This window comes from Thalassospira profundimaris (assembly GCF_003326675.1).
Lineage (GTDB): Bacteria > Pseudomonadota > Alphaproteobacteria > Rhodospirillales > Thalassospiraceae > Thalassospira > Thalassospira aquimaris.
In genome coordinates this window covers 309,785-334,074 of record NZ_JPWF01000006.1, presented here as the reverse complement: position 1 = coordinate 334,074, position 24,290 = coordinate 309,785, and the positions used below count along the sequence as shown (strand labels likewise).

Below are 24,290 nucleotides of genomic sequence, written 5' to 3'. Positions count from 1 at the left end.
ACGGTTTATCCGATGGTGCTTTTTTGTTTTTCGGCTCTGGAATCATCCATATGCCTGTCGTTCAGCAGTGGTTTCAACTAGGACAACAATGCTGACGCAAAACACCCGTTCGACTAATCAACCATTTATACGCCCAATTCTGGTGAAATCTGTCTTTTGGGCAGTTTTGTGGCAATCCTGACCGTCTGGTCATTGATTAATCGTATAAATTATGCTCAGCTTCCCAGGCATTTAGCGAAATACTTGCAGGCCGCCCCACTTCCGGGCTTGTAGGCATTGACCGCGATCTGTCGGGCCGCTCCTCCGGGTCTTGGCCGCCGGATTGTTGTTGGATTGTCTATCGGTCTTCGCCTTGGCCTGCATGTCCCACAACAAACATAACGGGAGGCGCATCATGCGCAAATTAATCGCAGGGCTGGTCATGGGGACCGCGCTCGCTACCATGCCGCTGGCGGCACAGGCTGAAACGCCGAAGAACGCGCTTGTCATGGCAAACGCCATTGACGACATGATCACCCTTGATCCTGCTGGCATGTTCGAATTCTCAGCACTTGAGTATGAAGGCAACACCTATGACCGCCTGATTACCTTCGACAATGACGATGTCTCCAAAATCTCTGGCCAGGCCGCCGAGAGCTGGGACATCTCCGAAGATGGCAAGACCTTTACCTTCCACATCCGCAAAGGCATCAAATTCGCGTCGGGCAATGACCTGACCGCCGAAGACGCTGCCTTCTCCCTGCAGCGCGTGATCCTGATTGACGGTTCCCCTGCCTTTATCCTTGGCCAGTTCGGTCTGACCCCGGACAACGTCAAAGAAAAAATCCGCGTTATCGACGATTACACCTTCTCGATGGAAGTTGATCAGCCATACGCACCGAGCTTCGTGCTGTATTGCCTGACCGCTGGCGTCGGTGCTGTTGTCGACAAAAAGGTTGTCCTTGAAAACGAAGTAAATGGCGACCTTGGCGCAGAATGGATGAAAACCAACTATGCCGGTTCCGGTCCGTTCAAACTGAACAAATGGACCCCGGGCGAAACGCTGAGCCTGACCGCCAACGAAGATTACTGGGATGGCGCGCCGGCAATGAAGCGCGTGATCATTCGTAACGTCAAAGAAGCCGCTTCCCAGCAGCTGTTGCTGGAAAAAGGCGACATCGATATCGCCCGTAACCTCGAAGCTGACCAGATTGCGGCCATTTCCGGCAACGCCGATCTGCAAGTCATGCCGAAGGGCAAAGGTGCTCTGTGGTATCTTGGTCTGTCGCAGAAAAACGAATATCTCTCGAACCCGAAAGTTCGTGAAGCTCTGAAATACCTCGTCGATTACAAAGGTATTTCTGAAACCATCATGGCGGGCCGTGCCCAGACCCATCAGGCATTCCTGCCGGAAGGCTTCCTTGGTGCGTACAATGAAAACCCGTACAGCCTTGATGTTGCAAAAGCCAAGGCGCTTCTTGCAGAAGCAGGCTTTGCTGACGGTTTCTCCGTGACCATGGATACCCGTAACACCACCGCTGTTATGGCAATGGCACAGTCGATCCAGGCAACCTGGTCGCAGGCTGGTATCAATCTGGAAATCATTCCGGGTGATAACAAACAGACCCTGACCAAATACCGTGCCCGTCAGCACGACATTTATATCGGTCGCTGGGGTCCGGACTATCAGGATCCGCACACCAACGCATCGACCTTCGCTTGGAACCCGGACAATTCCGACGATGCATCGGCCAAGCCGCTTGCATGGCGTAACTCCTGGAACCCGGGCAGCATGACCGAAGAAACCGATGCCGCCATTCTGGAACGTGACAACGCAAAACGCGAAGCCATGTATATTGAACTTCAGAAAAAAGTTCTGGCAGATGGCCCGTTCGTGATCATGTTCCAGGAAACTGAAATCGCGTCCATGCGTGGCAATGTGAACAACTTCGTTCTCGGTCCGTCGTTCGACACCAACTACTATCGCTTTGTCACCAAAGACTAAGGAGACAACGGTCGTAATGTCCGCTGTTACACGCAAAAACCGGGACGGGCGCAAACGCGCCCGTCTCCTTTCGGGCAAGGCAGGAAGCCTCCTGCGTATTGCCTTTTCGCTCGCTATCACATTTTTCGGCCTGTTGCTTGTCACCTTCCTGATCGGTCGTGTCTTGCCGATTGATCCGGTTCTGGCTGCTGTTGGTGACCGCGCCCCGCAAGAAGTCTATGACCGCGTCCGCGAGGAAATGGGTCTGAACCTTCCGCTATGGCAGCAATTCTTTATCTATATTTCCAATATCCTTCAGGGCGATTTCGGCCGCTCGGTGCTGACGTCGAACGCGGTCCTTGATGACATCAAGCGCGTTTTCCCGGCGACACTCGAACTGGCAACGATTGCAACAATTATCGGCGTTGTTCTGGGTATCCCCGCTGGCGTATTCGCCGCGATCAACAAAGGCAAATGGCCTGACCACCTTGTGCGTGTCATCGGCCTTGCCGGATACTCGATGCCGATCTTCTGGCTCGGCCTGATGGGTCTTCTGGTCTTCTATATGAAACTGGACTGGGTTGCCGGTCCCGGCCGTCTGGATGCCTTCTATATCGATTATATCGAGCCGACCACCGGCCTGATGCTGATCGACACCCTGATCGAAGGCGACATGGAGCTGTTCTGGAATGCGGTATCGCATATCATCCTGCCCGCTTCGATCCTTGCCTATTTCTCGCTGGCCTATATCGCCCGCATGACCCGTTCCTTCATGCTCGAGCAACTAAGCCAGGAATACATCCTGACCGCCCGCGTCAAAGGCATTTCCGAACATCGCATCATTTGGCGTCATGCCCTTGGCAACGTTCTGGTGCCGCTTGTGACCGTGATTGCCCTGTCTTATGCCAACCTGCTCGAAGGATCGGTTCTGACCGAGATCATCTTTGCATGGCCGGGACTGGGTCTTTACATCACCAACTCGCTGCTGAATGCCGATATGAACGCTGTTCTCGGCGGCACGGTTGTGGTGGGCGCGGTCTTTATTGGCGTGAACATGCTTTCTGATGTGCTTTACCGCCTGCTCGATCCCAGAGCGCGGAGATAATCATGACAACACAAACCAACATCTCCAAACCGGGCCTGAAACAATGGCTGACATCCGACACGCCACATTCGCGTTGGCAGGCCAAATGCGGCCGTGCCTGGCTTGGCTGGATCAAGTTCACCGAAAACAAGCTGGCAATGATTGGCCTGTCGATTGTGGTTGGCCTGATCCTTGTCACGATTTTTGCGCCACTTCTGGCTCCTTATGATCCGCTGGCTGCTGATCTGACCAACCGTATTCAGCCGCCAAGTGCCGACCATCTGTTCGGAACCGATCAGCTTGGCCGTGATATTCTGTCGCGTCTGATTTATGGCGCGCAATATACCCTTCTGATCGTTGGGCTTGTTGCCATCACCGCCGCACCGATTGGCCTTCTGGTCGGAACAGCTGCCGGTTTCTTTGGTGGCTGGGTCGATGCGACCTTGATGCGCGTCACCGATATCTTCCTGGCCTTCCCGAAACTGATCCTGGCACTGGCCTTTGTGTCTGCACTCGGTCCGGGACTTGAAAACGCCATTCTGGCAATTGCGATTACCGCCTGGCCGCCCTATGCCCGTATCGCACGTGCTGAAACCATCACCGTGCGCAAATCCGACTTCATCGAGGCCGCCCGCCTTCAGGGTGCGTCGAATATGGGTCTGATTGTCGGTCACATCATGCCGATGTGCATGAGTTCGCTGGTCGTGCGCGTTACCCTTGATATGGCGGGCATGATCCTGATTGCTGCCGGTCTTGGCTTCCTTGGTCTTGGCGCACAGCCGCCAATGCCGGAATGGGGTGCGATGGTCTCGGACGGTCGCCAGTTCCTGCTTGAACAATGGTGGGTTGCCACGGTTCCCGGTATTGCCATCTTCGTCGTCAGCCTCGGCTTCAACCTTCTGGGTGATGGCCTGCGCGATGTTCTTGATCCGCGTGGAGGGGATTGATCATGAGTAACGAACCCCTTCTGTCGGTCAAAAACCTCAAGGTCACTTTCAACACCCCCAAGGGGGCTGTGAATGCCGTTCGCGGCGTGTCCTTTACGCTTGGCCGTGAACGTCTTGGCATTGTTGGCGAATCCGGTTCGGGCAAATCCCAGACCGGGCGCGCCATCCTTGGCCTGACGGCGGCCAACGGCTATATCACCGCTGATCAGTTGCAATTCCACGATGTTGATCTGGCCAACCTGACGCCCAAACAATGGCGCAAGGTGCGCGGTGCGCGTATTTCCATGATCATGCAGGATCCGAAATACTCGCTGAACCCGGTCATGACCATTGGCGACCAGATCATCGAGGCCTATCGCGAACACCACAAGGTGAACGCCAAGGAAGCCCGTCATCGCGCCATTGATATGCTTGAAGCGGTCAAAATCCGCGATCCCGAACGCGTGTTCAATTCCTACCCGCACGAAGTATCGGGCGGCATGGGTCAGCGCGTCATGATCGCCATGATGCTGATCCCCGAACCCGAACTGATCATTGCCGATGAACCGACATCGGCCCTTGATGTCACGGTGCAGCTTCAGGTGATGGCAATTCTTGACGATCTGGTGCGTGATCGCGGCATGGCTCTGGTCTTTATCAGCCATGACCTGCATCTGGTTTCAAGCTTCTGCGACCGGGTACTGGTGATGTATCAGGGGCTGGTGGTCGAAGAACTCGAAGCATCCGCCCTGCACGAAGCCAAACACCCCTATACCAAGGGCCTTTTGAACTGCTTGCCAAAGATGGATGGCGATCACGGTGATCTGCCGATCCTTGAACGCGAAGCAAGCTGGGCAGAAGGTTAAGCACCAAAATGATCGAGATTTCAAAACTCAATGCATGGTTCGATGATCATCACGTTCTCAAGGACGTTGATATCACGGTGCCTGCAAACGGCTCGTTCGGTCTGGTCGGTGAATCGGGTTCGGGCAAGTCGACTGTCTTGCGCACCATCACCGGTCTGGTTGAAGACTGGGAAGGCAGCATCAAGGTCAATGGCAAGGAACTTGGCGCCAAACGCGACAAGGTCTTTTACCGTCTGGCACAGATGGTCTTTCAGGACCCGTTCGGATCGCTTCATCCGCGCCACACCATTGACCGCATCCTGTCCGAACCGGTCGATATTCACGGGCTTGGCAATTCCGATGCCCGCGTGGTACAGGCCCTTAAACAGGTTGGTCTGGATAACTCCTTCCGCTTCCGCTATCCGCACCAGCTTTCGGGTGGCCAGCGTCAGCGCGTGGCAATTGCCCGTGCCCTGATCCTTGAACCGAAGATCCTGTTGCTTGATGAACCGACATCGGCCCTTGATGTCTCCATTCAGGCCGAGGTCCTTAATCTTCTGGCTCGTCTGCGTCGCGAACTTGGCCTGACCTATATCATGGTCAGTCACGATCTCGCGGTTGTTGCCCATATGTGTGACGATATTGCCATCATGAACCATGGCCGCATCGTTGAACGCGCCACCGCCGGGCAACTTGCCGAGGGCAAACTTGAACATCCCTATTCGCAACAGCTTTACAAGGCCGCGGGCGGTTATGACCGCGCCGTCGTTGACAGCTTTGTGGACTGGGACTGATCTGCTGACATCCTGAAACGGGAACCCTGATAAATGACGATTGCCACCAATCCGTCGCGGACCGGAACCTATCGCCCCAGCTTCACCTGGGATGCACATGCATGCCTTCCTTTGGATGAAAAAACCCCCATAAGCCTGCTTGACGATTATGTGGCGGGAAATATCGATTATGTCTGTGTCAATGTCGGCATGGATATGAACAGCATCCCCCACATCCTGCGCGTCATTGCCGCCTTCCGGGCCAAGATCGCCGCCCACCCCGACAAATATATGCAGATCGAAAAGTTCGATGATCTCGCCATTGCCAAATCCAAGGGGTTGCTGGGCGTCGGGTTTGATCTTGAAGGTTCGGTGATGTTGCAAGACCTGCCCGAAATGATCCCGGTCTTTGCCAAGCTTGGCGTCAAGCAAATCCACTTTGCCTATAACCGCAACAACTCGGTCGCCGGTGGCTGTCACGATGTCGACATCCCGCTGACCGATCTTGGGGCGGAGATGGTCAAATCGGTCAATGCCAATGGCATGATCATGGATTGCTCCCATACCGGACGGCAAAGCTCGCTTGATATCATGCGGGTATCTTCCAAGCCGGTGGTCTTCAGCCACGCCAACCCAAAGGCCCTTGGCGGTCATGAACGCTGCGTTGATGATGAACAGATCAAGGCGTGCGCCGATACCGGCGGCGTGATCGGCATTTGCGGCTTCCAGCGTTTCATCAAGTCCCCCAACGCCCCCGAAGTCCCCGATATGGTCCGCCATATCAAATATGCGGTTGATCTGGTCGGGGTCGATCATGTCGGCATCGGTCTTGATACCATGCCCGAAGTCGCCGGATGCAGCGACTTCCCCGATGGTGTCGACCGTTCCTACTACTGGCCGGTCAGCAGCGGCTATGGCCCCGGTGCGGGTGGTGCTGCGGTGTTTGACGCCAAAAAGCTCCCTGCCCTCGCCGATGCACTGATCGCCATCGGCTATTCGACCGATGATGTCGATAAAATCATGGGTGAAAACTTCATCCGGGTTGCCAAGGCAAGCTGGTAAAAAGAACTGCAGGGGTCATCTTTTGATGATCCCTGCCCTGCCAGAACTTGGTTCCCCGAACTTACTTTATTGACGAAACCGACTTCCCAGCTTCGCTTGGCAGCCCAAGCGTCACTTCTTGCCCGCCGTACCCGTGTACCAAGTCTCCTGCTCGAATGATAATGGACTTGATATCCGCCGGGATATTTACCCCCGACAACGAACGCGTAAACGGCTGTTCTTCGACATGCGGATGCATAAGTTCCCGTTCGCCAAGAACGACACCATCAGGCCCGACAACCTGCCAGACATTCGCATAGTGATCCCAACCGGTATCTGCATGCGCCACAGTCACATCGAAGTGATAAGAACCATCCGGTAATTTGGTGACAGTGGCCGCAACCACATCCGCCTCGCCCGCCAGAAGGGCGTTTGAAAACAAAAAAGCCCCGCCTGCAACCACCAGATAGATCACGTGACGTGCTCCAAACCGGATATGCATGACAGGGCTCCTGTAACTTTAAAGGTTTGTTTGCCTAGACGTCAGCTTCGTCCTTCCGCACCGGACGCGGGCGGCCCTCGGCGTCGATGGCGACAAAGGTAAAGGTTGCCTCGGTGACCTTGATGCGTGGCGGCTGGTTGCGGCGAAGCACCCATGCTTCAAGATGCAGCACGATCGATGTATTACCGATCCGTTCGATATCGCCATACACACAAACCGTATCGCCAACATAGACCGGACGCAGGAAGGTCATGCCATCGACGGCGACGGTCGCAATTCGGCCCTCGGCGATCTGGCTTGCCAGAACACCACCGGCAATATCCATCTGCGACATCAGCCAGCCGCCAAAGATATCCCCGCTCGGGTTGGTGTCGGCAGGCATCGCCAAGGTACGGGTGCAAAGGTCCCCGCGCGGCATGGTGTTTTCACTCATCATGGTCTGCTCAATATCAGTCGCCATCAGGCTCACTCCTGTTTCGGGCCTGTCATTCATGACACGCCAATCTTTTTATTGGACCTCCCGGTCACGGTTTTCTGCGCCGCAGCCCCAAAAATGTGATCTCTGGCAAAGACCACCACTTGCATTGGACTTGAAAACACATTTTTATGGTCCGTGCGCACCGACATGTGGCACTGACCAATACATCTATGTTACTCGTTTAGCGCCGAGGCATCCAATGCTGAATATCGATCAACAGATATGCGTTGTTGGACCTTGTTTTAACACAATTAAAAGAAGTTGCGTTCCGGGGCATGACCGACCTTTTTGAAGATTCAAACCAATCCACAGATAAAGCCTATTCCGCCAAGGATATCGAGGTTCTCGAAGGCCTGGAGCCTGTGCGCCGGCGTCCCGGTATGTATATCGGCGGCACCGATGATGCCGCACTGCATCACCTGGTCGCGGAAATTCTTGATAACTCCATGGACGAAGCGGTCGCAGGCCATGCAGACTGGATCGAACTGGAGCTGAAACCCGATAACACGGTCCTTGTCCGCGATAACGGTCGTGGTATTCCGACCGATCCTCATCCGAAATTCCCGGACAAATCGGCGCTTGAAGTCATTCTGACCACCCTGCACTCGGGTGGTAAGTTTTCGGGCAAGGCCTATGAAACGTCGGGCGGTTTGCACGGTGTGGGTATGTCGGTGGTGAACGCCCTGACCGAAAAATTCCGTGTCGAGGTCTGCCGTGACCGCAAGATGGTGTTCCAGGAATATTCCCGTGGCGTGCCGCAGATGCCGCTTCAGGATGGCGGTGCGATCAATAACCGCCGCGGCACCACGGTCATTTTCAAACCCGATCCCGAGATTTTTGGCGCCCGCGCCAAGCTGAAAGCTGCGACCATCTTCCGCATGGCGCGCTCCAAGGCGTATCTCTACAAGGGCGTTGAAATCCGCTGGTCGGTTGATCCGTCGCTTTTGACAAGTGATGACCCGACCCCGCAGCAGGAAGTCCTGAAATTCCCGAACGGTATTCTCGACTATCTGGAAATGACCCTTGAGGGTCGCGACCTTGTCACCGAACGCCCGTTTGCCGGCGAAGCCAAGTTCTCCGACAGTCCCGGTCGCGTTGAATGGGCAATCGGCTGGCCCGAAAGCGGCGAAGGCTATTTCCATTCTTACTGTAACACCGTCCCGACCCCGCTTGGCGGCACGCACGAGGCCGGTTTCCGCTATGCCCTGACCAAGGCGATCAAGGCTTATGGCGACATGACAGGCCAGAAAAAGGCCGCAGCCATCACCGCCGAAGACGTCTTTGGCGGCGGCTGTGTCATGCTGTCGGTCTTTATCCCGGACCCGCAGTTCCAGGGCCAGACCAAGGAAAAGCTCGGCACACAGGGCGCAACCAAGCTGGTTGAAACCGCGGTTCGTGACCATTTTGATCACTGGCTGACCGGCGACACCGAAAACGCCAAACGTCTGCTTGAACGCATCATCCTGCGCGCCGAGGAACGTCAGCGCCGCAAGGAGAAAAAGGAAACCAAGCGTCAGTCGGCGACCCGCCGTCTGCGCCTTCCGGGTAAACTTGCCGACTGTTCGCGCTCAATTGCGGCTGGCACTGAAATCTTCCTGGTCGAGGGTGACTCGGCAGGTGGTTCTGCCAAGCAGGCCCGTGATCGCGAAACACAGGCTGTTCTGCCACTGCGCGGTAAAATCCTGAACGTTGCGTCTGCGACCTATGAAAAGATGATGGCCAACCAGGAAATCAAGGACATGATCGAGGCCTTTGGCTGCGGTTCTGGCAATGATTTCCGCCTTAATGACCTGCGCTACGAACGCATCATCATCATGACCGATGCTGACGTTGACGGCGCGCATATCGCATCACTTCTGATGACCTTCTTCTATCAGGAAATGCCCGGTCTGATCGAAAGTGGCCATCTTTATCTGGCAATGCCGCCGCTTTATCGTCTGACCCAGGGTGGCAAATCGATCTATGCGATGGATGACGCCGAAAAAGAAGTCATCCTTGAGCGCGAGTTCAAAAACCGCTCCAAGGTCGAAATTTCCCGATTTAAGGGTCTGGGTGAAATGCCCCCGCAGCAGCTTCGTGAAACCACAATGGCGCATAAAAAGCGGACATTGCTGCGCGTCACCCTGCCCGATGCGGCCGAACCCGATGAACGCGGTCAAACCAAGGATCTGGTCAATCGCCTGATGGGCAAGAAACCGGAACTGCGTTTCCAGTTCATTCAGGAACATGCCCGCTTTGTCGAAGATATCGACGTCTGATCGGCAAACTGATCCACAAAAACCCGGCCATTGTGCCGGGTTTTTTTTATGCCAACGCGCCATGACATCGCCGTAAATCCACAAGACAATGATATGATTGAAACCGATGATCACAAAGCATCCCCGCACCTTTCATAATCAGTCCTGATATGATCGGCCTGACCCGGCCCAACCCGACCCGATCTGGCCGTATGACAAAGGGATGCCTCAAACGCTGCCAAAGGACTTGTCCAATGATCGCGCGCACCATTTCCAGACTTCCGCTTGTAGCCGCCGCTACAACCATGTTGCTGCTTGGCGGATGCAGTGCCGCCCTGATCGAAGCGCCCACCTACAAGACAACCGAAGTCCTAAGCTTCAAGACCGCGGGCGCGCCAAGCAATGTCATGATGCTCGAAATCGCTGATCCGGCAAAGACATTGCCCGCCAAAACATGGACCGATGCCCTGTCCAATCACGGATTTGCACCGCGCCTACGCTTTGTCACCAATCCCGCCGATATTGCGGCCAATGAAACCATCAAACCGGAAAACCGTCTGGTCGCTGTGGTCAATCCATCCCAGAATACCTTTGGCGATGCAATATGCACATCCCCGCAAACCGGCGGGATGGAGGGCATTTCAGAACGCCTGATCGTTCGCTTCGGCTTTTGTAACGGCGATAACCTGATCTCGGAAACCCGGGCCCGCTTTGTGAAGGAAAACTTCGAAGAACAGCTGTTTAACAATGCCGCCGTGCTAAGCTACCAGCTGTTCCCCCGGCGCATCCAAAGCAACGATGACGATCGTTCTTGTGGTCGTTTCCAGGTGAACTGCTAGGCACTTGGCCCTCAACGCTCCAACAACCGCGCAAGCGCCTCTGCAAATATCGCGGGTTGCTCGAGCGGCACATAATGCCCTGCCCCGGCGACGTCCAGATACTCGGCATTTCTGATCCGGCTGGCCATATCTGCGTGGCTGGCCGGGCTGATGACCCGGTCGGCCTCGCCCGATATCACACAGGTCGGAATGCTGATATCGCCCAACACGTCAATGTTATCCGGGCGATGGGCCGCCGCCATGCTTTGCCGAAGGAAAACACCCGCCCCCGCGTCCTCGGCCATATCGGCCAACAGCCTGATCAATTCATCATCCCCGCGATGATCCGGGTGGATCATGTCATCAAGCAATGTGTCATTGATCCCGATAAACGGCTGACTGCGCCCGGCAATCCGTGCCAACAATATGCGGCGGCGTTTAACCGCCTCGCTATCGGCTGTGGCACGGGTATTGACCAGCATCAGGTGGCTAAGCCGCTCCGGGGCCTGACGCAAAATTTCAAACGCGATATAGCCCCCCATCGACATCCCGACCAGGGCAAAGTGATCTGGCGCGATATCAAGGATGGTCCGCGCCATATCCGCGACCCGATCCTGATCAAACAGGTTTTGGTGAACCGGCGTGATATCGGGTCGGCCTTCGCAATGAAGCCGGTTATAGGCATCAATCGCCCGATCCCACATACGTTGATCGGCCAGCATCCCGGATAAAAACACAACGGGCACGTCACGTTTGGCGACGCGCCCGCTTTTCTGATTGTCGACCAATGTCATTTGATCAGGGCACTCAATTCCTTGAATTCCGGGGTGCCCGCAACGCGCAGCCATTCGAACATCACGCTTTCACGGGTGACGATCTTTGCCCCGGCATCGCGCATCCGCTCAAGCCCGAAAATCTTGTCCTGTGTGCTGCGTGACGTTACCGCATCGGCAACCACATAAACCTCGCGCCCGCGCTCCAGAAGCTCCATCACGGTCTGAAGCACACAGACATGGGTTTCCATGCCCGCAACCACCACCTGATCACGGCCCGGATTTTCTTCCATTTTTTCGATAAAGCCATCGGCGGGGATGGCTGAAAACGCCACCTTGGACACAACATTGCCGCCTTCGGACGCGTCGCTTGGCTTTTCGACCAGATCAAGAATGGCTTTTGCCGTATGCCCAAGCCCCTTCGGATATTGTTCGGTCACAACCACCGGCACACCAAGCCGATTGGCGCATTTGACCAGAAAACAGCAATTGGCAATGATCTGTTCGGGTTCCTGGCATGCCGGGTAAAGCTTTTCCTGAACATCGATAATCAGCAAACTTGCGCGTGTCGCATCCATCAGCACGACATTTCTCCCCTGTGTATTATCTGTTTAGACAGGTTACGCCGCCAAATTGTTGCAAACAAGCCTCTCAACAGGGTGTTTATCGGTTTTCCAATGTAAATTTGAGGCGTTTTTCTTGACTTAATTAAGGGTTGGCTTTACGACGCAAACAGATTTTTGCATATCCGCTTCACTTAACGCATTCCATTGCGGGAAAACGAACCATATGAATTTCGCCGATCTCGGTCTGAGCGAAGATATCCTCAAAGCCGTCGCAGACGCCGGCTACGACACCCCAACCCCGATCCAGGCTCAAGCAATCCCGTCGGTGCTGATGGCACGCGACATTTTGGGCTGTGCACAAACGGGCACGGGTAAAACGGCCAGCTTCACCCTGCCGATGCTTGATATCCTGCATCATGGTCGCGCACGTATGCGCATGCCGCGTTCCATCATTCTGGAACCGACCCGCGAACTCGCGACCCAGGTTGCTGCAAACTTCGACACCTATGGCAAATACATGTCCCTGTCGAAGGCATTGATCATCGGTGGCGAATCTGCTGTCGAACAGGGCAAAATCCTGGAAAAGGGCGCGGATGTCATCATCGCGACCCCGGGTCGCCTGATTGATACCTTTGAACGTGGCAAGCTGCTTCTGTCTGATTGCAAACTGCTGGTGATCGACGAAGCCGACCGTATGCTCGACATGGGCTTCATCCCCGACATCGAAAAGATCGTCAACATGCTGCCCAAGCAGCGTCAGACGCTTTTCTTCTCGGCAACCATGCCTGCAGAAATCCGTCGTCTTGCCGACAAGTTCCTGTCCAATCCCAAGGAAATCACCGTTGCCCGGCCGTCCAGCATGGCATCAACGGTTGAACACAAACTTCTGGTGATGGATGACATGGACAAACGCGAAGCACTTCGCCGTTTGATCCGTACCGAAGACGTTAAAAACGCATTCGTTTTCTGCAACCGCAAAAAGGATGTCGACATCCTTTTCAAATCGCTGACCAAGCACGGCTTTAATGCCGGCCGCATGCATGGCGATCTGGCACAAAGCGAACGTACCGAAACGCTTGCGAAATTCAAATCGGGCGAGACCACCTTGCTGGTTTGTTCGGATGTTGCCGCGCGCGGTATTGACGTTGCCGATGTCTCGCACGTCTTTAACTTCGACGTTCCGTTCAACTCCGAAGATTACGTCCACCGCACCGGTCGTACCGGTCGTGCGGGCCGTGATGGCAAGGCCTTTACTCTGGCCGTGCCCGAAGACGGAAAGCTGGTTGCAGCGATCCAGAAGACGATCAATATCGACATTCCGCTGACCGAACTTGAAGGCATTGAAACGCTTGAGCTGGACTTTACCGGCAAGAAACGGCGTAACAAGAAAAGCCGCAAGTCCAATGATCGTAATGACAAATCCGCCCGTTCGGACAAGTCAAATGATCGCGGCAATGCCGACACCGCGGCAAAGGCACAGCCCGAAGCACCGGCCAAGCCCGATCAGAACAAGGCCCCGGCTGCCCGCGACACCAAAGGCAGCAACGAGCGCTTTGAGCGTCCTGAACGCCCAGATCGTAATGACCGCAATGATCGCATCGAACGTCATGACCGTCATGATCGGGGCAATCACCGCAACAACCGTCGTGATCGCGATGATCATGATGACAAGCCGGTTCTTGGCTTTGGCGATCATACCCCGTCCTTCCTGTTGACGGCGGTTCCGGCGTCCAGCCTCGGCAAGAAACCTTCTGACGAAGAAGAAGAAGCGCCGAAAAAGGTCACCAAGCGCAAACCCGCTGACAAAGCGAAAAGTGCTGCGAAAAGCACGGCGACCAGAAAGCCGCGCCGCACGACCAAAAAGGCCAGTGCGGAAAAACCGGCTTCCGATGATGCCACCCCGGTCGCAACGGCAACCGAGGCACCCGCCATCGCCGTGACCGAGGTCAAAGCAGCCGACGCCGCACCGGCAACGGAAACTCCGGCAGCACCGGCCAAGGAAGAGAAAAAGCGTGCACCACGCCGTCCGCGCAAAAAAGCAGCCCCCAAAGCTGCTGCAAGCGCTGAACCGGCCGAGGCCGCAGCACCTGTCGAAGCAGCCCCGGCCCCCGCACCAAGCGAAGGCTAGGCACACCGACTGCACACCAAAAACAAAAGGCCGTCAGAAAAATCTGACGGCCTTTTTGCTGATCGATGTTTTGCGCTGTTAAACGGCGCGGAACAATCCAGTCGATGTCGGCTTTTGCTTTTCCGGGCGACGTTTGCGCATCAGTTTAAGCATGGTCTCAAGCGTGATCGACAACAGCGTCGCGTGGGTAATCTCTTCGATTTCATCCATCACCAGCGACAGCGCACTGCCCGCATTGGTGTTCTGCACGATACTGTTGGACGGGCCTGTGCCGACCTCTTCAAACAGCTGCACCACATCCAAAAGCGTCGTACGCTTGGCATTGCCACAGAAACGATACCCGCCACCGGCACCACGAACCGATTCAACCAATCCCGCCCGGCCAAGATCACGCAGGACCTTTGCCAGATGGTTGGTCGAGATATTATACCGTTCGGCAATTTCCGATGCCGAAAGCTGACGCTCGGTATCTTCGGCCAGTTCAAGCACGGCATAGAGGGCAAACAGGGTTGCCTTTTGCAAGGACATCATGGCTTAGATCCCCTCTTCCATATCGGTTTCAAGCTGGATGAACGGTCCGGCCATCATGCCCTGTGAACGGAAGAACGACATCAGATCGGTTGCATCGCGCGGGATCATGGTGCGGATCTTGGTCACACCGGCCTTGCGGAAACAGCGACAGATTTCAGTGTAAAGAATGGTCCCGATCCCGCCCATGCGCAGGTCCGGCTCGACACTGACAGTCCCGACCCAGCCACACGGCACGGAATTGAACTCCCACGACCGTACTTCGCCGAAAATACAGCCAAGCAGCTTGTCGCCTTCTTCCGCAACCAGGAAAAACCGGGAATCCTTGCGATTGCCGTAACGGGTAAACAGATCGTCCCAATATTCCGGTTTACGCAAACCGGTGGTTCGATCATCCAGACCGACAACATTGGGAAGGTCTTCCAGAACCGCTGGACGGATATTGATTTTATGCTCGCCAATCGTAACCAGGTTATATCCCGGTGCATTTTGCGCAGCGTCCACCTTATGTGCCTTTCAGTAACGCGGTTGGCCCTGCCAACCTCTCCCGGCTTCTGATCAGGAGAATAACCACAATCAAAATAAGTAAATTGGTACGATTATACTACACTGCACAGGTGGCACGCGGCAATGATAAGTTCCGCTGCAGGTGCGAGGGCCAATGCTGCACTAAGCCAAGCATTTCAAGCCGCTGAAGGACATACTTGCATTCATCTGTTCTTGCAAGACCAAAGGCCCGCCCAGCGATAGCTGTTTGACATCAATCATATACAGTCAAAGCCCGTAAAAAATGCGGCCTTCAACCAAGCAAAGATTGACAGAACACCGAAGTCATGGCTTATCGCGCAGCAGAAAATACTTACAGATTGTCCGAAATTTGGCAAAATCCGCCAACGGCATTTCGATCCTTTCCGGAACGAAAGCAATCTGGCTATCTATGACCCAAAGGAGTGTGGCACGCCATGGCGCGCAACGGATTCGACGCAATTGATCGCAAAATTCTTCGTGAAATTCAGGAAGACGGGCGTATTTCGATGGTCGAATTGGCTGACAAGGTTGGCCTGTCTGTATCACCCTGCCTGCGGCGTCTGCGCAAGCTCGAAGAAAGCGGCGTCATCCGCAAATATGTTGCCCTGCTTGATCCGGCACATCTGCATCTTGGCGTGAATGTCTTTGTCACGGTCTCCCTGACCCAGCATGACGAACCGTCGCTGCGCCGCTTTGAAACCGCGGTTCAGGCCCATCCGGAAATCGTTGATTGCTATGCCATGGTCGGCAACCAGGATTATATGATGCGTATTGTCGTTCCCGATCCCGCATCCTATCAGCGTTTCCTGTCCGAAGTGATGATGAAGCTTCCCGGCGTTGCCAATATGAAATCAAGCTTCACCCTGCACGAAGTCAAAAACAGCACCACGCTGCCGGTTTCCGAGACCGACTGATCCGGCCGACCGCCGTCACAGGCACGCCAACAATCCATCACTGCCAAAATCTGCTCGAAATCCGCGACCTGTTACCCGGCCCCGGTTCGCAGCATCATGCCCAGTTCAATTCCCCGGCAATACAACAGCACGCGCTGTCAAGCTATCACGGCTGCGGAACTATCCCCCGCAAAATCACGCCATTGACACGCGTCGGTCCGGAATGATCGTCGGAAACAGGATGGCAAGCGTCACACCACGCAGCAGGAAGAAGGCGTTAAACGCGCCCCACAGCAAATGATTGCTGTCCATCACAACCGCCCCCCACGCCATCAGCGCATAAATCCCGACCGACACCAGCATCATATTGCGCCAATGCTTGGTCTGCATCGCGCCCAGAAACACACCGTCAAACTGGAAACCCAATACACCGGTAAGCGGCAACAAAACCGCCCATAACAGATATTCATAAGATGCTTCGCGCACCTCGGGGATGCTGGTCAGGGCATCAATGACCCACGGCCCGATGGCGGCAAAGATCACCACCATCACCACGGCCGAAACAAGACCCCAGATGGTTGTCTTGCGCACCGCCCACAGGAACTGTTTGCGTTTTTCAGCGCCATAGGCCTGCCCGACAAGGGTTTCGGCGGCATGGGCAAAACCATCAAGCGCAAAGGATCCGAACATCAGGAAGTTTTGCAAAACCGCATTGGCCGCAAGCGTCACCTCGCCAAACCGGGCCGAAAAACTGGTAAACAGCGCAAAGGCCGATGTCAGCGCCATGGTGCGCACAAAGATATCGCCATTGATCTTCATCAGCTTGGCAAGCTGCGCCCGGTCAAGCACCCCGATCCCGCGCCAGGTCCCGCCCAAACGTTTCAGATGCGGCTGCATCAAGAACCAGCCCAGAACCACGCCGGAATAATCGGCAATCACCGTCGCCCCGGCCACGCCCTTGACGTCCCAGCCGAACCCTTGCACGAACAGGATATCAAGAATGATGTTCAGCGAATTCAGCACCACCTGGAAAATGAACACCGCCCGGCTGTCGCGCATCGCAAGCAACCAGCCCAGCATGCAATATTGCATCAATGTCGCCGGCGAAGCCCAGATACGGACATGGAAATAGTCCCGCGCAGCAGCTTCGACCGCCGATGACGGCGAAATCAGCGCCATGGCAAGCTCAATGATCGGCCATTGCAACACCATCACCGCAAGCCCCGCCGTCACCGCAATCAGGGCCGCACGTGCAAACACCGCCCGAACCCCGTTGGGATCACGCCGTCCATAGGCCTGTGCCGCAAGGCCGGTGGTGGCCATGCGCAAAAAGCCGAAACTCCAGAACACATAGGAAAAGATCAGCGCGCCAACCGCCACCGCCCCGATATAATGCGGACTATCAAGATGCCCGACCACAGCCGTGTCCACCGCGCCGAGCAACGGCACAGTCGCATTGGACAAAATAATCGGCAGGGTCAACGCCAATACACGTCGATCCCCCTTGCCGAACCAGCGGCGGGTACGGTTCATTTACGGCCTCTAACTTGGGCTTGGTGCGGGGCGTTATGCGGGACTTCCGGATCACCGGAAGATTTCTTGTCGCACAGATCACACCAAGACAAAAGACGGGTTATTGATGCAACCGCACTCAAAAAATCCACATCGTTGAATTTCTCCGGAACTTGCCCCTATCATTTTGAATATGATGTTTTTCATTTATCCGCCGACAGAGCGAATTTTCGGAAAAACAAAATTTCGCAAGTGACCGGACGTCGCTACAAATGGCTGTTTTTATAAGAAAAATTTAAATTCACAGTTCCATGGCGCTCCGAAAGGACGCTTTGCGAAAACCGATACCAACGGATAACAGCTTAGACAATGAGATGATAGAAACAGTCTTGGATTTCAGAATTTTATCTATACCTCCGGTTCCATCCACAAAGTTATCCACAGGACGGATGTAAAATCCCCCCTCTCGGTGCCACCGCAAGAAACTGACCAACTGTTCATGTAACAAAATTTGCTGGTCGCCGGATCGCTGCGTTGCTAATCAGGGGGAAAGGATTTTTCAGGAAAGTCATTATGAGCATCGATAATTTATTGTCCGGCCCGACCCTTGTGGCTTCATCGGGCACCACAAAAAGCGTTGTCATCCTGCTGCATGGCTATGGCGCGGATGGCAATGACCTGATCGGGCTGGCCCCGCATCTGGCCCGCGCCCTGCCCGACACCAGCTTCTATTCCCCGAATGCACCGTTTCCCTGTGAAATGTCGCCATTTGGCCGTCAATGGTTCAGCCTGGCCGAATATGATCCGGAATTCCTGCGCCGTGCGCCTGAAACCATGTCCGGTGCCCTTGCCGCAATGGCCGAAGGTGCCAATAAAAGCGCATCCTATGTCGACAGCTTCATTGACCACCTGATGGAAACCCATGGACTGGGTGCCGACAAGATCGCACTGGTCGGTTTCTCGCAGGGTACGATGATGTCGCTTCAGACCGCACCGCGCCGCGCCGACCAGATTGCCGGCGTTGTCGGTTTCTCGGGCGCGCTTTTGGGTGATGCGGCCTTTGGTGCGGAATTGCAGTCCCGCCCGCCCGTTCTTCTGGTGCATGGCACCGCCGATCCGGTTGTCCCGATCGAGGCATCCCGCATCGCCAGGGACACCCTTGCAGCCAACAATATCGAAGTCGCCCTGCATGAACGCCCGGGCCTGCAACATGGTATCGACGAAGAAGGCCTGGGGCTGGCGCTTGAATTCCTGCGCAAACACCTAGGATAAACCTTACTGCGTCCTAACAGGACGTAAAAAGCACCTGTCATTGCTGGCAGGTGCTTTTTTTATTGGAATCAACGCCAACATATCAGCTGTAACGCGACTGAAACACTCCTCGAACATGCAGGCCGACGCAAATCTGAGGGTTAAATACCTTTAGGATCAAAACCATAGAGCAACAGGCGCCCCAAAATAAGTGATGCGGATTTTCGCCCCAAAGCCTATACTTTTTGAGTATTCGCACTATCCAATAAGAATAACAACAAAACATCGGTATAGCTTCCGGCCAAGCTTGAGCGAAAACAGGCAAAAATAGGGAACAGACCATGCTTCAAAATATCCGGATCGGTAAAAAGGTAGCCAGCCTGACGCTGCTATCTTTAATTGCTTTGCTGGCGATATCAGTTTTTGAACTCTTCACGCTGCGCGATGCGCTGCTTGAAGACCGCAAAGACAAAGTCCGCGCGACATCATCAATGCTCGTGACTGCGGCCAACGCCTATCAAGCCCGCGTCACCAGTGGCGAGATGACTCAGGAAGAAGCTATCGCTGAATTTTACCGTGTCTCGGCAACAACCAAGTTTGATGACGGTACCGGTTATTTCTTTGCCTACAATGACAAAGGTATCGGACAGATGCATGCCGCCAATCCCGCACTGGTTGGCAAAGATCTGCTTCAGCTTCAGGACCCTACTGGCGCCTATATCGTTCAGGACATCATCAAAGCGGGCAAAACACCCGGTGGTGCGTTCTTCTCTTACTGGTGGCCAAAACCCAACCAGCCCAAAGAACAATTGTTCGAGAAGCTGTCATACGCCTTCTCCTTGCCGTGGGGCCATGTGATGGGTACGGGCATTTACATTGACGATGTCGATGCCGCATTTTGGGAACAGGCTGTCCTTGTCCTCGTACTGATTGCAGCAACTCTTGTGCTGATGATCGTGATTTCCGTGGCAATCGGACGCAATATTACGGTCGGTCTAAGCGAACTCTCCTCACGCATGACCAAAATCTCCAAAGGTGATCTTACCGGCGAGATCGAAGGTCAGGACCGTGGCGACGAGGTCGGCGATATGGCACGTACCGTTGTTTCCTTCCGCCAACAGGCCGTCGAAAACCGCGAATTGCAAGACCGGCAAAAACAGCTCGAAGCACAGGCTGACAAACAGCGCCGTCAGGACATCACCGATATGGCCGACAGCCTGGAAAAGCGTGTGAAAAACCTGATCAATGCGATTTCGGGTTCCATCACCGAGATGAAACAGGCCACCTCGACCATGCAGGATGCCAGCAACACCAACAGCCAGCTTTCCGCCGCTGTGGCCTCTGCAACCACCCAGACATCCACCAACGTGCAAACCGTTTCTGCCGCGACCGAGGAACTGACGGCTTCTTCTGACGAAATCGCCCATCAGATCGCCCAGTCGGCCGACATCGCCAATCAGGCCAACGAACAGGCTGCCCGTACCAACCAAACCGTCACAGGCCTTGCTGATGCGGCACAGAAAATCGGCGATGTTGCCAAACTGATCGGTGATATCGCCGAACAGACCAACTTGCTGGCCCTGAACGCAACCATCGAAGCCGCCCGTGCCGGTGACGCGGGCAAAGGTTTCGCCGTGGTCGCAAGCGAGGTCAAAAACCTTGCCAACCAGACCGCCAAGGCGACCGAGGAAATCAATCAGCAAATCCTGTCGGTCCAGAATGAAACCGGCGAAGCCGTCGATGCCATTCGCCTGATTTCCGAAACCATCGCCCGCGTTGCCGACAGCTCAACCGCCATTGCCGCGGCGGTCGAGGAACAGCATGCCGCAATCGGTGAAATTTCGCGCAACGTTCAACAGGCCGCTGACGGCACCGCCGAAGTGTCGCAGCGTATTGAAACCGTAAACGAGAACGCCGGGCGCGTCTCATCGGGCACAAGCCAGCTTGCCCACTCTGCGGAAAAGCTGGTCGACGAAGCCCGCTCATTGGACGAAGCCGTTGAAAACTTCCTCAATGACCTTCGCCAAAGTGCCCTGAAGTAATCGCATTCAATCGATTTGGCCGGGAAATTTGCACGTCCGGCCCTCGAAACAAACAATCCCCCGAGACTTCGCGTGTCGGGGGATTTTTCATGGACGTTTCAGGTCGCTGTTTCGGCGCACAAAATGGCTGCCATGTCAGCTTATTCAACAAGTTAAATGCCGGCAAAACCACCAATAAGCACCTAACAATATATTGATTTTGTCTTGGGGATCGATCAATCGAAGACATACGGACACACGTGTGCTCGAACTGATGAACCTTCGGTAAACCTTGCTTGAAGACCGCAAAGACAAATTGGCAGAAGACCACCAAAAACGCGGTTCAGCTATCGTCCGGCACCAGCCAGTTGGCCCAGTCCGCCGATACGCTGGTGCAGGAAGCCCGTTCGCTCAGCGACGTGCCTGATAACTTCCTGCACGATCTGCGCAAAAGTGCCGCCTGATCTTCGACGTAATCCGTCTTGTGCAAAAGGCAGTCCTTCGGGGCTGCCTTTTGTCGTTTCGGGCAAATGCCTACGCCAACGCCCAATCCCGCGCATATGGCTCTGGCATCACGGCAACGCCGGATTTACACTTCAAATCAGAAAACATGGTGATGTGACATAGTGCCCGCTTGGGGTGCTGGTATGGCCTAGCGCCCAGATGTCTCGATCCCGCCCTGCCCGTTCATTGTCTGGTGATTTGAAATGATGTCTGTTTCGCGTTCGATATCCCGTCTGCAACGAAGCACCGTTTTCCTGTGCCTTGCCCTTGGCTGCTTTGGGGTCACAATGGCAACAGATGTTGCAATGGCCGATGATGGCGCAGGCAAGCTGACCTTGAATGGCATCGATACATCGCACCATAACGGCGATATCAACTGGCAACAGGTCCAGAATAGCGGCATCGCCTTTACCTTCGTCAAGGCAACCGACGGGCTGGATTATCTTGACCCAACCTTTGTCGAACATTTCGCTGCTGCCCGAAAAGCCGGGCTGTTGCGCGGCGCCTATCATTTCTATGAAACCAATGATGATGGTGCCGCCCAGGCCGACTGGTTCATCAAGAATGTCAAACTTGAACCGGGTGACTTGCCACCTGTGGTCGATATCGAACGGATCAAGGCCCCGGTCAAAGGCCAGTTACATCAAGAGTTTGAAACCTTCCTGTCCAAACTCGAACAGCATTATCACCGCCGCCCGATCATCTATACCGGCCGCAAATTCTGGGAACATGCCATGAAGGAACATTTCCCGGGCAACCGCCTGTGGATTGCCGAATATGGCGTCGATCAACCGACCATTCCGGTCGAATGGGCACAATGGAGCTTCTGGCAATATACCGAAGAACTCACAGTGCCGGGTGTCCCGACCAGTGTCGATGGCACCTATTTCAATGGCGATTCCAAACGGCTGGGCGAAATCCTAATTCCTGCCCGATAAATCCGGTTCCCGCGCAAAGACAAAGGGCGGAAAGTTTCCTTTCCGCCCCCTGCACAGCTTTACATCACCTTATATCATTTGGCGTCCAACACCCTTGACCGGTGTTATTTCGATGCCTTGATGGTGATATTGATCGTCACATCGTCACCAACCTGGCTGACATCGGCCCACTGGCCCTGCCCGACGCCAAAGTCGGTGCGCTTGATGGTGACCGAACCCTTGGCCTCGGCCTCATTGCCATTGATCACAAGATCGAACGGCAAGGTTACTTCCTTGGTAACATCGCGGATCGTCAGATCGGCAACCGCCTGATAGGAACCCGGTGCGACTTCGCTAAATGATTTGGTGGCGAATTTCGCGGTCGGCCATTCACCGGCATTGAACCAGTCTGCCGAAACAATCTGGCTGTCGCGATCACCGTTCTGGGTATTGACCGATGCAATATCAATCAGCACCTCGACCGACGATGCGGCAAGGTCATCTGGTGAAAAGGCAATGGTGGCGTTAAACGATTCGAACGCCCCGTTGAAATCTGCCCCCAACTGCTTGCCGGTAAAGGCAATCGTACTGTCATCGGCATTCACGTTCCACAGATCCGCGGCCTGTGCCGATGTGCCAAAAGCCATCAGTGCAGCCACAACGCCAACCGCAAGCGGACGCATCAAACTCGATTTGAAATTCATATCCATCAGGAACTCTCCTTGGCCGTACCGGTTGCGTCAATATCCGCGTCATTGTTGCCAGATACCGGCAACATACGGCGCAACGTCGCATCGCGATCAATGAAATGATGTTTAAGGGCGGCGGCCACATGGCCAAGCACAAGGGCGACAATCACCCATGACAAAAGAAAATGCGCGGTTTTGAAAGCCTCGAACAAACCCTGATCCGGTGCCACCAGATTTGGCAGGGTAAACAGGCCAAAAACACTGACCGGGAAGTTTGCCGCCGATGACATCATCCAACCGGTCAAAGGCATCGCCAACATCACGGCATAAAGCCCAAGATGACCAACCTTTGCCGCAAGCCGTTCAATCGCATGTTTGCCAAGTGCATCCGGGGTCGGTTCACTCAGCCGCCACACAATGCGCAAAACCGCCAGCGTCAGGATCGTCACACCGAACGATTTGTGACGGGACATCCATTCAAGTTTCGCCATGCCAAGCGGCAGGAAATCCATATACCATCCCATGGCAAACACACTGATAAACAGTGCCGCCATCACCCAGTGCAGGCTTTTGGTAATGCTGCCGAACCCGGTCTTGTTACTGCGCAACGCCATAACCCAATCCCTTCCACGCAAAAGACGAAAATGGCGGGTTTGCCGCTTTTCAGCCCGGCACAACCCGCCACATTCAGGAATTTACAAGCTTACTTCTGCTTGAGGAATTCCGAAGAAATCTGCAATTCGACTTCGTCGCTCACACCCGGAACCAAGAAGTTCATGCCATATTCCGAACGGGTTACGGTGCCGGTTGCACCAAAGCCCAGAACATGGTCGCCGGTCATCGGATGATCACCTTCGCCGGTCAGGACAACTTCCAGAACCAGCGGCTTGGTTTCACCCAGAAGGGTCAGATCGCCGGTGATTTTCGCAGCTTTGTCACCAACCAGCTCAACCGAGGTGCTTTTGAAGGTCGCGGTCGGGAATTTTTCGACATTCAGGAAGTCTGCGGTTTTCATGTGGTTATCAAGCGCTTCAAGACCGCTGTCAACCTGGTTGAGATCAATCGAAATCACCGCTGCCGATGCAGCCGGATTTTCACGATCAAGGGTCAACTCGCCCGAAACACCGCCAAAACGGCCCTGATAGTTCGAGAAACCAAGGTGGTTTACGATAAAGATCACGCTGGTATGCGCCGGATCAAGTTTGTAGCTCTCGGCTGCCTGCGCCGAAAAAGCAGCACCGGAAATACCCGCTGCAACAACAAATGCCAAACCGGCTTTTTTCATCACTTTAAACATTGTCTAATCCCTCATG

General features: G+C 54.8%; 24 protein-coding genes. 14 read left to right on the top strand and 10 right to left on the bottom strand.

What is annotated here, in order from left to right:
- Positions 1–394 precede the first annotated feature (394 nt).
- From TH19_RS11410 to TH19_RS11385, 6 genes are read left to right on the top strand one after another with little or no spacing between them, the layout of a single operon-like run.
- A complete protein-coding gene (locus TH19_RS11410) occupies positions 395–1,984 on the top strand; it encodes an ABC transporter substrate-binding protein (protein ID WP_114102498.1) in 1,590 nt (529 codons plus the stop codon).
- A gap of 16 nt (positions 1,985–2,000) precedes the next feature.
- Positions 2,001–3,068 carry an ABC transporter permease gene (locus TH19_RS11405; RefSeq protein ID WP_114102467.1) on the top strand — a complete coding sequence of 356 codons (1,068 nt, stop codon included), beginning with the start codon at positions 2,001–2,003 and terminating at the stop codon, positions 3,066–3,068.
- Positions 3,069–3,070: 2 nt separating this feature from the next.
- Positions 3,071–3,994: a nickel transporter permease gene (gene nikC, locus TH19_RS11400; protein ID WP_114102466.1), complete on the top strand. Its 924-nt coding sequence runs from the start codon at positions 3,071–3,073 to the stop codon at positions 3,992–3,994.
- 2 nt (positions 3,995–3,996) lie between these two features.
- A complete protein-coding gene (locus tag TH19_RS11395; protein WP_114102465.1) occupies positions 3,997–4,839 on the top strand; it encodes an ABC transporter ATP-binding protein in 843 nt (280 codons plus the stop codon).
- An 8-nt stretch (positions 4,840–4,847) separates the two neighbouring features.
- Positions 4,848–5,612, top strand: a complete 765-nt coding sequence (locus tag TH19_RS11390; protein ID WP_114102464.1) for an ABC transporter ATP-binding protein — start codon at positions 4,848–4,850, stop codon at positions 5,610–5,612.
- Positions 5,613–5,645: 33 nt separating this feature from the next.
- Positions 5,646–6,653, top strand: a complete 1,008-nt coding sequence (locus tag TH19_RS11385; protein WP_114102463.1) for a dipeptidase — start codon at positions 5,646–5,648, stop codon at positions 6,651–6,653.
- A gap of 61 nt (positions 6,654–6,714) precedes the next feature.
- Here TH19_RS11385 and TH19_RS11380 read toward each other — a convergent pair whose 3' ends face one another.
- Entirely contained in the window at positions 6,715–7,134 is a 420-nt protein-coding gene (locus tag TH19_RS11380) for a hypothetical protein (protein WP_220151727.1), read from the bottom strand.
- A 34-nt stretch (positions 7,135–7,168) separates the two neighbouring features.
- Complete coding sequence (gene yciA / locus TH19_RS11375) at positions 7,169–7,594, bottom strand: acyl-CoA thioester hydrolase YciA (protein WP_114102496.1); 426 nt, start codon at positions 7,592–7,594, stop codon at positions 7,169–7,171.
- Positions 7,595–7,887: 293 nt separating this feature from the next.
- Here yciA and parE point away from each other — a divergent pair, with 293 nt between their 5' ends.
- A complete protein-coding gene (gene parE, locus TH19_RS11370; RefSeq protein ID WP_114102462.1) occupies positions 7,888–9,870 on the top strand; it encodes a DNA topoisomerase IV subunit B in 1,983 nt (660 codons plus the stop codon).
- Between the two features lie 233 nt (positions 9,871–10,103).
- Positions 10,104–10,688 carry a hypothetical protein gene (locus tag TH19_RS11365; RefSeq protein ID WP_147250755.1) on the top strand — a complete coding sequence of 195 codons (585 nt, stop codon included), beginning with the start codon at positions 10,104–10,106 and terminating at the stop codon, positions 10,686–10,688.
- An 11-nt stretch (positions 10,689–10,699) separates the two neighbouring features.
- Here TH19_RS11365 and TH19_RS11360 read toward each other — a convergent pair whose 3' ends face one another.
- Both TH19_RS11360 and TH19_RS11355 read right to left on the bottom strand, forming a co-directional pair.
- Entirely contained in the window at positions 10,700–11,461 is a 762-nt protein-coding gene (locus TH19_RS11360; RefSeq protein ID WP_114102460.1) for an alpha/beta fold hydrolase, read from the bottom strand.
- Positions 11,458–12,018 carry a hydrolase gene (locus tag TH19_RS11355; protein ID WP_114102459.1) on the bottom strand — a complete coding sequence of 187 codons (561 nt, stop codon included), beginning with the start codon at positions 12,016–12,018 and terminating at the stop codon, positions 11,458–11,460. Before TH19_RS11355 ends, TH19_RS11360 begins: the two co-directional genes overlap by 4 nt.
- Positions 12,019–12,229: 211 nt before the next feature.
- On the opposite strand from TH19_RS11355, the gene TH19_RS11350 reads away from it, so the two are divergent.
- Positions 12,230–14,134 carry a DEAD/DEAH box helicase gene (locus TH19_RS11350; RefSeq protein ID WP_114102458.1) on the top strand — a complete coding sequence of 635 codons (1,905 nt, stop codon included), beginning with the start codon at positions 12,230–12,232 and terminating at the stop codon, positions 14,132–14,134.
- A 78-nt stretch (positions 14,135–14,212) separates the two neighbouring features.
- On the opposite strand, the gene TH19_RS11345 is transcribed toward TH19_RS11350, so the two are convergent.
- Together TH19_RS11345 and TH19_RS11340 are read right to left on the bottom strand one after the other, a co-directional pair.
- Positions 14,213–14,665 carry an Rrf2 family transcriptional regulator gene (locus tag TH19_RS11345; RefSeq protein ID WP_114102457.1) on the bottom strand — a complete coding sequence of 151 codons (453 nt, stop codon included), beginning with the start codon at positions 14,663–14,665 and terminating at the stop codon, positions 14,213–14,215.
- Between the two features lie 3 nt (positions 14,666–14,668).
- Entirely contained in the window at positions 14,669–15,166 is a 498-nt protein-coding gene (locus tag TH19_RS11340; protein ID WP_114102456.1) for a GNAT family N-acetyltransferase, read from the bottom strand.
- A gap of 458 nt (positions 15,167–15,624) precedes the next feature.
- On the opposite strand from TH19_RS11340, the gene TH19_RS11335 reads away from it, so the two are divergent.
- Positions 15,625–16,104, top strand: a complete 480-nt coding sequence (locus TH19_RS11335) for an Lrp/AsnC family transcriptional regulator (RefSeq protein WP_114102455.1) — start codon at positions 15,625–15,627, stop codon at positions 16,102–16,104.
- 174 nt (positions 16,105–16,278) lie between these two features.
- On the opposite strand, the gene TH19_RS11330 is transcribed toward TH19_RS11335, so the two are convergent.
- Positions 16,279–17,616 carry an MATE family efflux transporter gene (locus TH19_RS11330; protein ID WP_114102454.1) on the bottom strand — a complete coding sequence of 446 codons (1,338 nt, stop codon included), beginning with the start codon at positions 17,614–17,616 and terminating at the stop codon, positions 16,279–16,281.
- A 552-nt stretch (positions 17,617–18,168) separates the two neighbouring features.
- Here TH19_RS11330 and TH19_RS11325 point away from each other — a divergent pair.
- From TH19_RS11325 to TH19_RS11315, 4 genes are all read left to right on the top strand, one after another.
- Entirely contained in the window at positions 18,169–18,867 is a 699-nt protein-coding gene (locus TH19_RS11325) for an alpha/beta hydrolase (RefSeq protein ID WP_114102453.1), read from the top strand.
- A gap of 320 nt (positions 18,868–19,187) precedes the next feature.
- Positions 19,188–20,888 carry a methyl-accepting chemotaxis protein gene (locus TH19_RS11320; protein ID WP_114102452.1) on the top strand — a complete coding sequence of 567 codons (1,701 nt, stop codon included), beginning with the start codon at positions 19,188–19,190 and terminating at the stop codon, positions 20,886–20,888.
- 275 nt (positions 20,889–21,163) lie between these two features.
- Entirely contained in the window at positions 21,164–21,331 is a 168-nt protein-coding gene (locus TH19_RS22755; protein WP_181846392.1) for a hypothetical protein, read from the top strand.
- A gap of 243 nt (positions 21,332–21,574) precedes the next feature.
- The gene (locus TH19_RS11315; RefSeq protein WP_114102451.1) at positions 21,575–22,309 is read left to right on the top strand and encodes a glycoside hydrolase family 25 protein; all 735 of its coding nucleotides are present in this window, start codon (positions 21,575–21,577) and stop codon (positions 22,307–22,309) included.
- Positions 22,310–22,413: 104 nt separating this feature from the next.
- Here TH19_RS11315 and TH19_RS11310 read toward each other — a convergent pair whose 3' ends face one another.
- The 3 genes from TH19_RS11310 to TH19_RS11300 form a co-directional block, all read right to left on the bottom strand.
- Positions 22,414–22,998 (bottom strand): YceI family protein, encoded by a 585-nt coding sequence (locus TH19_RS11310; protein WP_258547920.1) that lies wholly within the window; start codon positions 22,996–22,998, stop codon positions 22,414–22,416.
- Positions 22,998–23,591: a cytochrome b gene (locus tag TH19_RS11305; RefSeq protein WP_114102450.1), complete on the bottom strand. Its 594-nt coding sequence runs from the start codon at positions 23,589–23,591 to the stop codon at positions 22,998–23,000. Before TH19_RS11305 ends, TH19_RS11310 begins: the two co-directional genes overlap by 1 nt.
- Positions 23,592–23,680: 89 nt before the next feature.
- A complete protein-coding gene (locus tag TH19_RS11300; RefSeq protein ID WP_114102449.1) occupies positions 23,681–24,274 on the bottom strand; it encodes a YceI family protein in 594 nt (197 codons plus the stop codon).
- Positions 24,275–24,290: the final 16 nt, after the last annotated feature.

What these genes read in the sequence shown, in the direction of transcription:
- TH19_RS11410 (WP_114102498.1), top strand. Translation starts at nt 395, where the DNA reads ATGCGCAAATTAATCGCAGGGCTGGTCATGGGGACCGCGCTCGCTACC.
- TH19_RS11405 (WP_114102467.1), top strand. Translation starts at nt 2,001, where the DNA reads ATGTCCGCTGTTACACGCAAAAACCGGGACGGGCGCAAACGCGCCCGT.
- nikC (WP_114102466.1), top strand. Translation starts at nt 3,071, where the DNA reads ATGACAACACAAACCAACATCTCCAAACCGGGCCTGAAACAATGGCTG.
- TH19_RS11395 (WP_114102465.1), top strand. Translation starts at nt 3,997, where the DNA reads ATGAGTAACGAACCCCTTCTGTCGGTCAAAAACCTCAAGGTCACTTTC.
- TH19_RS11390 (WP_114102464.1), top strand. Translation starts at nt 4,848, where the DNA reads ATGATCGAGATTTCAAAACTCAATGCATGGTTCGATGATCATCACGTT.
- TH19_RS11385 (WP_114102463.1), top strand. Translation starts at nt 5,646, where the DNA reads ATGACGATTGCCACCAATCCGTCGCGGACCGGAACCTATCGCCCCAGC.
- TH19_RS11380 (WP_220151727.1), bottom strand. Translation starts at nt 7,134, where the DNA reads ATGCATATCCGGTTTGGAGCACGTCACGTGATCTATCTGGTGGTTGCA.
- yciA (WP_114102496.1), bottom strand. Translation starts at nt 7,594, where the DNA reads ATGGCGACTGATATTGAGCAGACCATGATGAGTGAAAACACCATGCCG.
- parE (WP_114102462.1), top strand. Translation starts at nt 7,888, where the DNA reads ATGACCGACCTTTTTGAAGATTCAAACCAATCCACAGATAAAGCCTAT.
- TH19_RS11365 (WP_147250755.1), top strand. Translation starts at nt 10,104, where the DNA reads ATGATCGCGCGCACCATTTCCAGACTTCCGCTTGTAGCCGCCGCTACA.
- TH19_RS11360 (WP_114102460.1), bottom strand. Translation starts at nt 11,461, where the DNA reads ATGACATTGGTCGACAATCAGAAAAGCGGGCGCGTCGCCAAACGTGAC.
- TH19_RS11355 (WP_114102459.1), bottom strand. Translation starts at nt 12,018, where the DNA reads ATGGATGCGACACGCGCAAGTTTGCTGATTATCGATGTTCAGGAAAAG.
- TH19_RS11350 (WP_114102458.1), top strand. Translation starts at nt 12,230, where the DNA reads ATGAATTTCGCCGATCTCGGTCTGAGCGAAGATATCCTCAAAGCCGTC.
- TH19_RS11345 (WP_114102457.1), bottom strand. Translation starts at nt 14,665, where the DNA reads ATGATGTCCTTGCAAAAGGCAACCCTGTTTGCCCTCTATGCCGTGCTT.
- TH19_RS11335 (WP_114102455.1), top strand. Translation starts at nt 15,625, where the DNA reads ATGGCGCGCAACGGATTCGACGCAATTGATCGCAAAATTCTTCGTGAA.
- TH19_RS11330 (WP_114102454.1), bottom strand. Translation starts at nt 17,616, where the DNA reads ATGAACCGTACCCGCCGCTGGTTCGGCAAGGGGGATCGACGTGTATTG.
- TH19_RS11325 (WP_114102453.1), top strand. Translation starts at nt 18,169, where the DNA reads ATGAGCATCGATAATTTATTGTCCGGCCCGACCCTTGTGGCTTCATCG.
- TH19_RS11320 (WP_114102452.1), top strand. Translation starts at nt 19,188, where the DNA reads ATGCTTCAAAATATCCGGATCGGTAAAAAGGTAGCCAGCCTGACGCTG.
- TH19_RS11315 (WP_114102451.1), top strand. Translation starts at nt 21,575, where the DNA reads ATGATGTCTGTTTCGCGTTCGATATCCCGTCTGCAACGAAGCACCGTT.
- TH19_RS11310 (WP_258547920.1), bottom strand. Translation starts at nt 22,998, where the DNA reads ATGGATATGAATTTCAAATCGAGTTTGATGCGTCCGCTTGCGGTTGGC.
- TH19_RS11305 (WP_114102450.1), bottom strand. Translation starts at nt 23,591, where the DNA reads ATGGCGTTGCGCAGTAACAAGACCGGGTTCGGCAGCATTACCAAAAGC.
- TH19_RS11300 (WP_114102449.1), bottom strand. Translation starts at nt 24,274, where the DNA reads ATGTTTAAAGTGATGAAAAAAGCCGGTTTGGCATTTGTTGTTGCAGCG.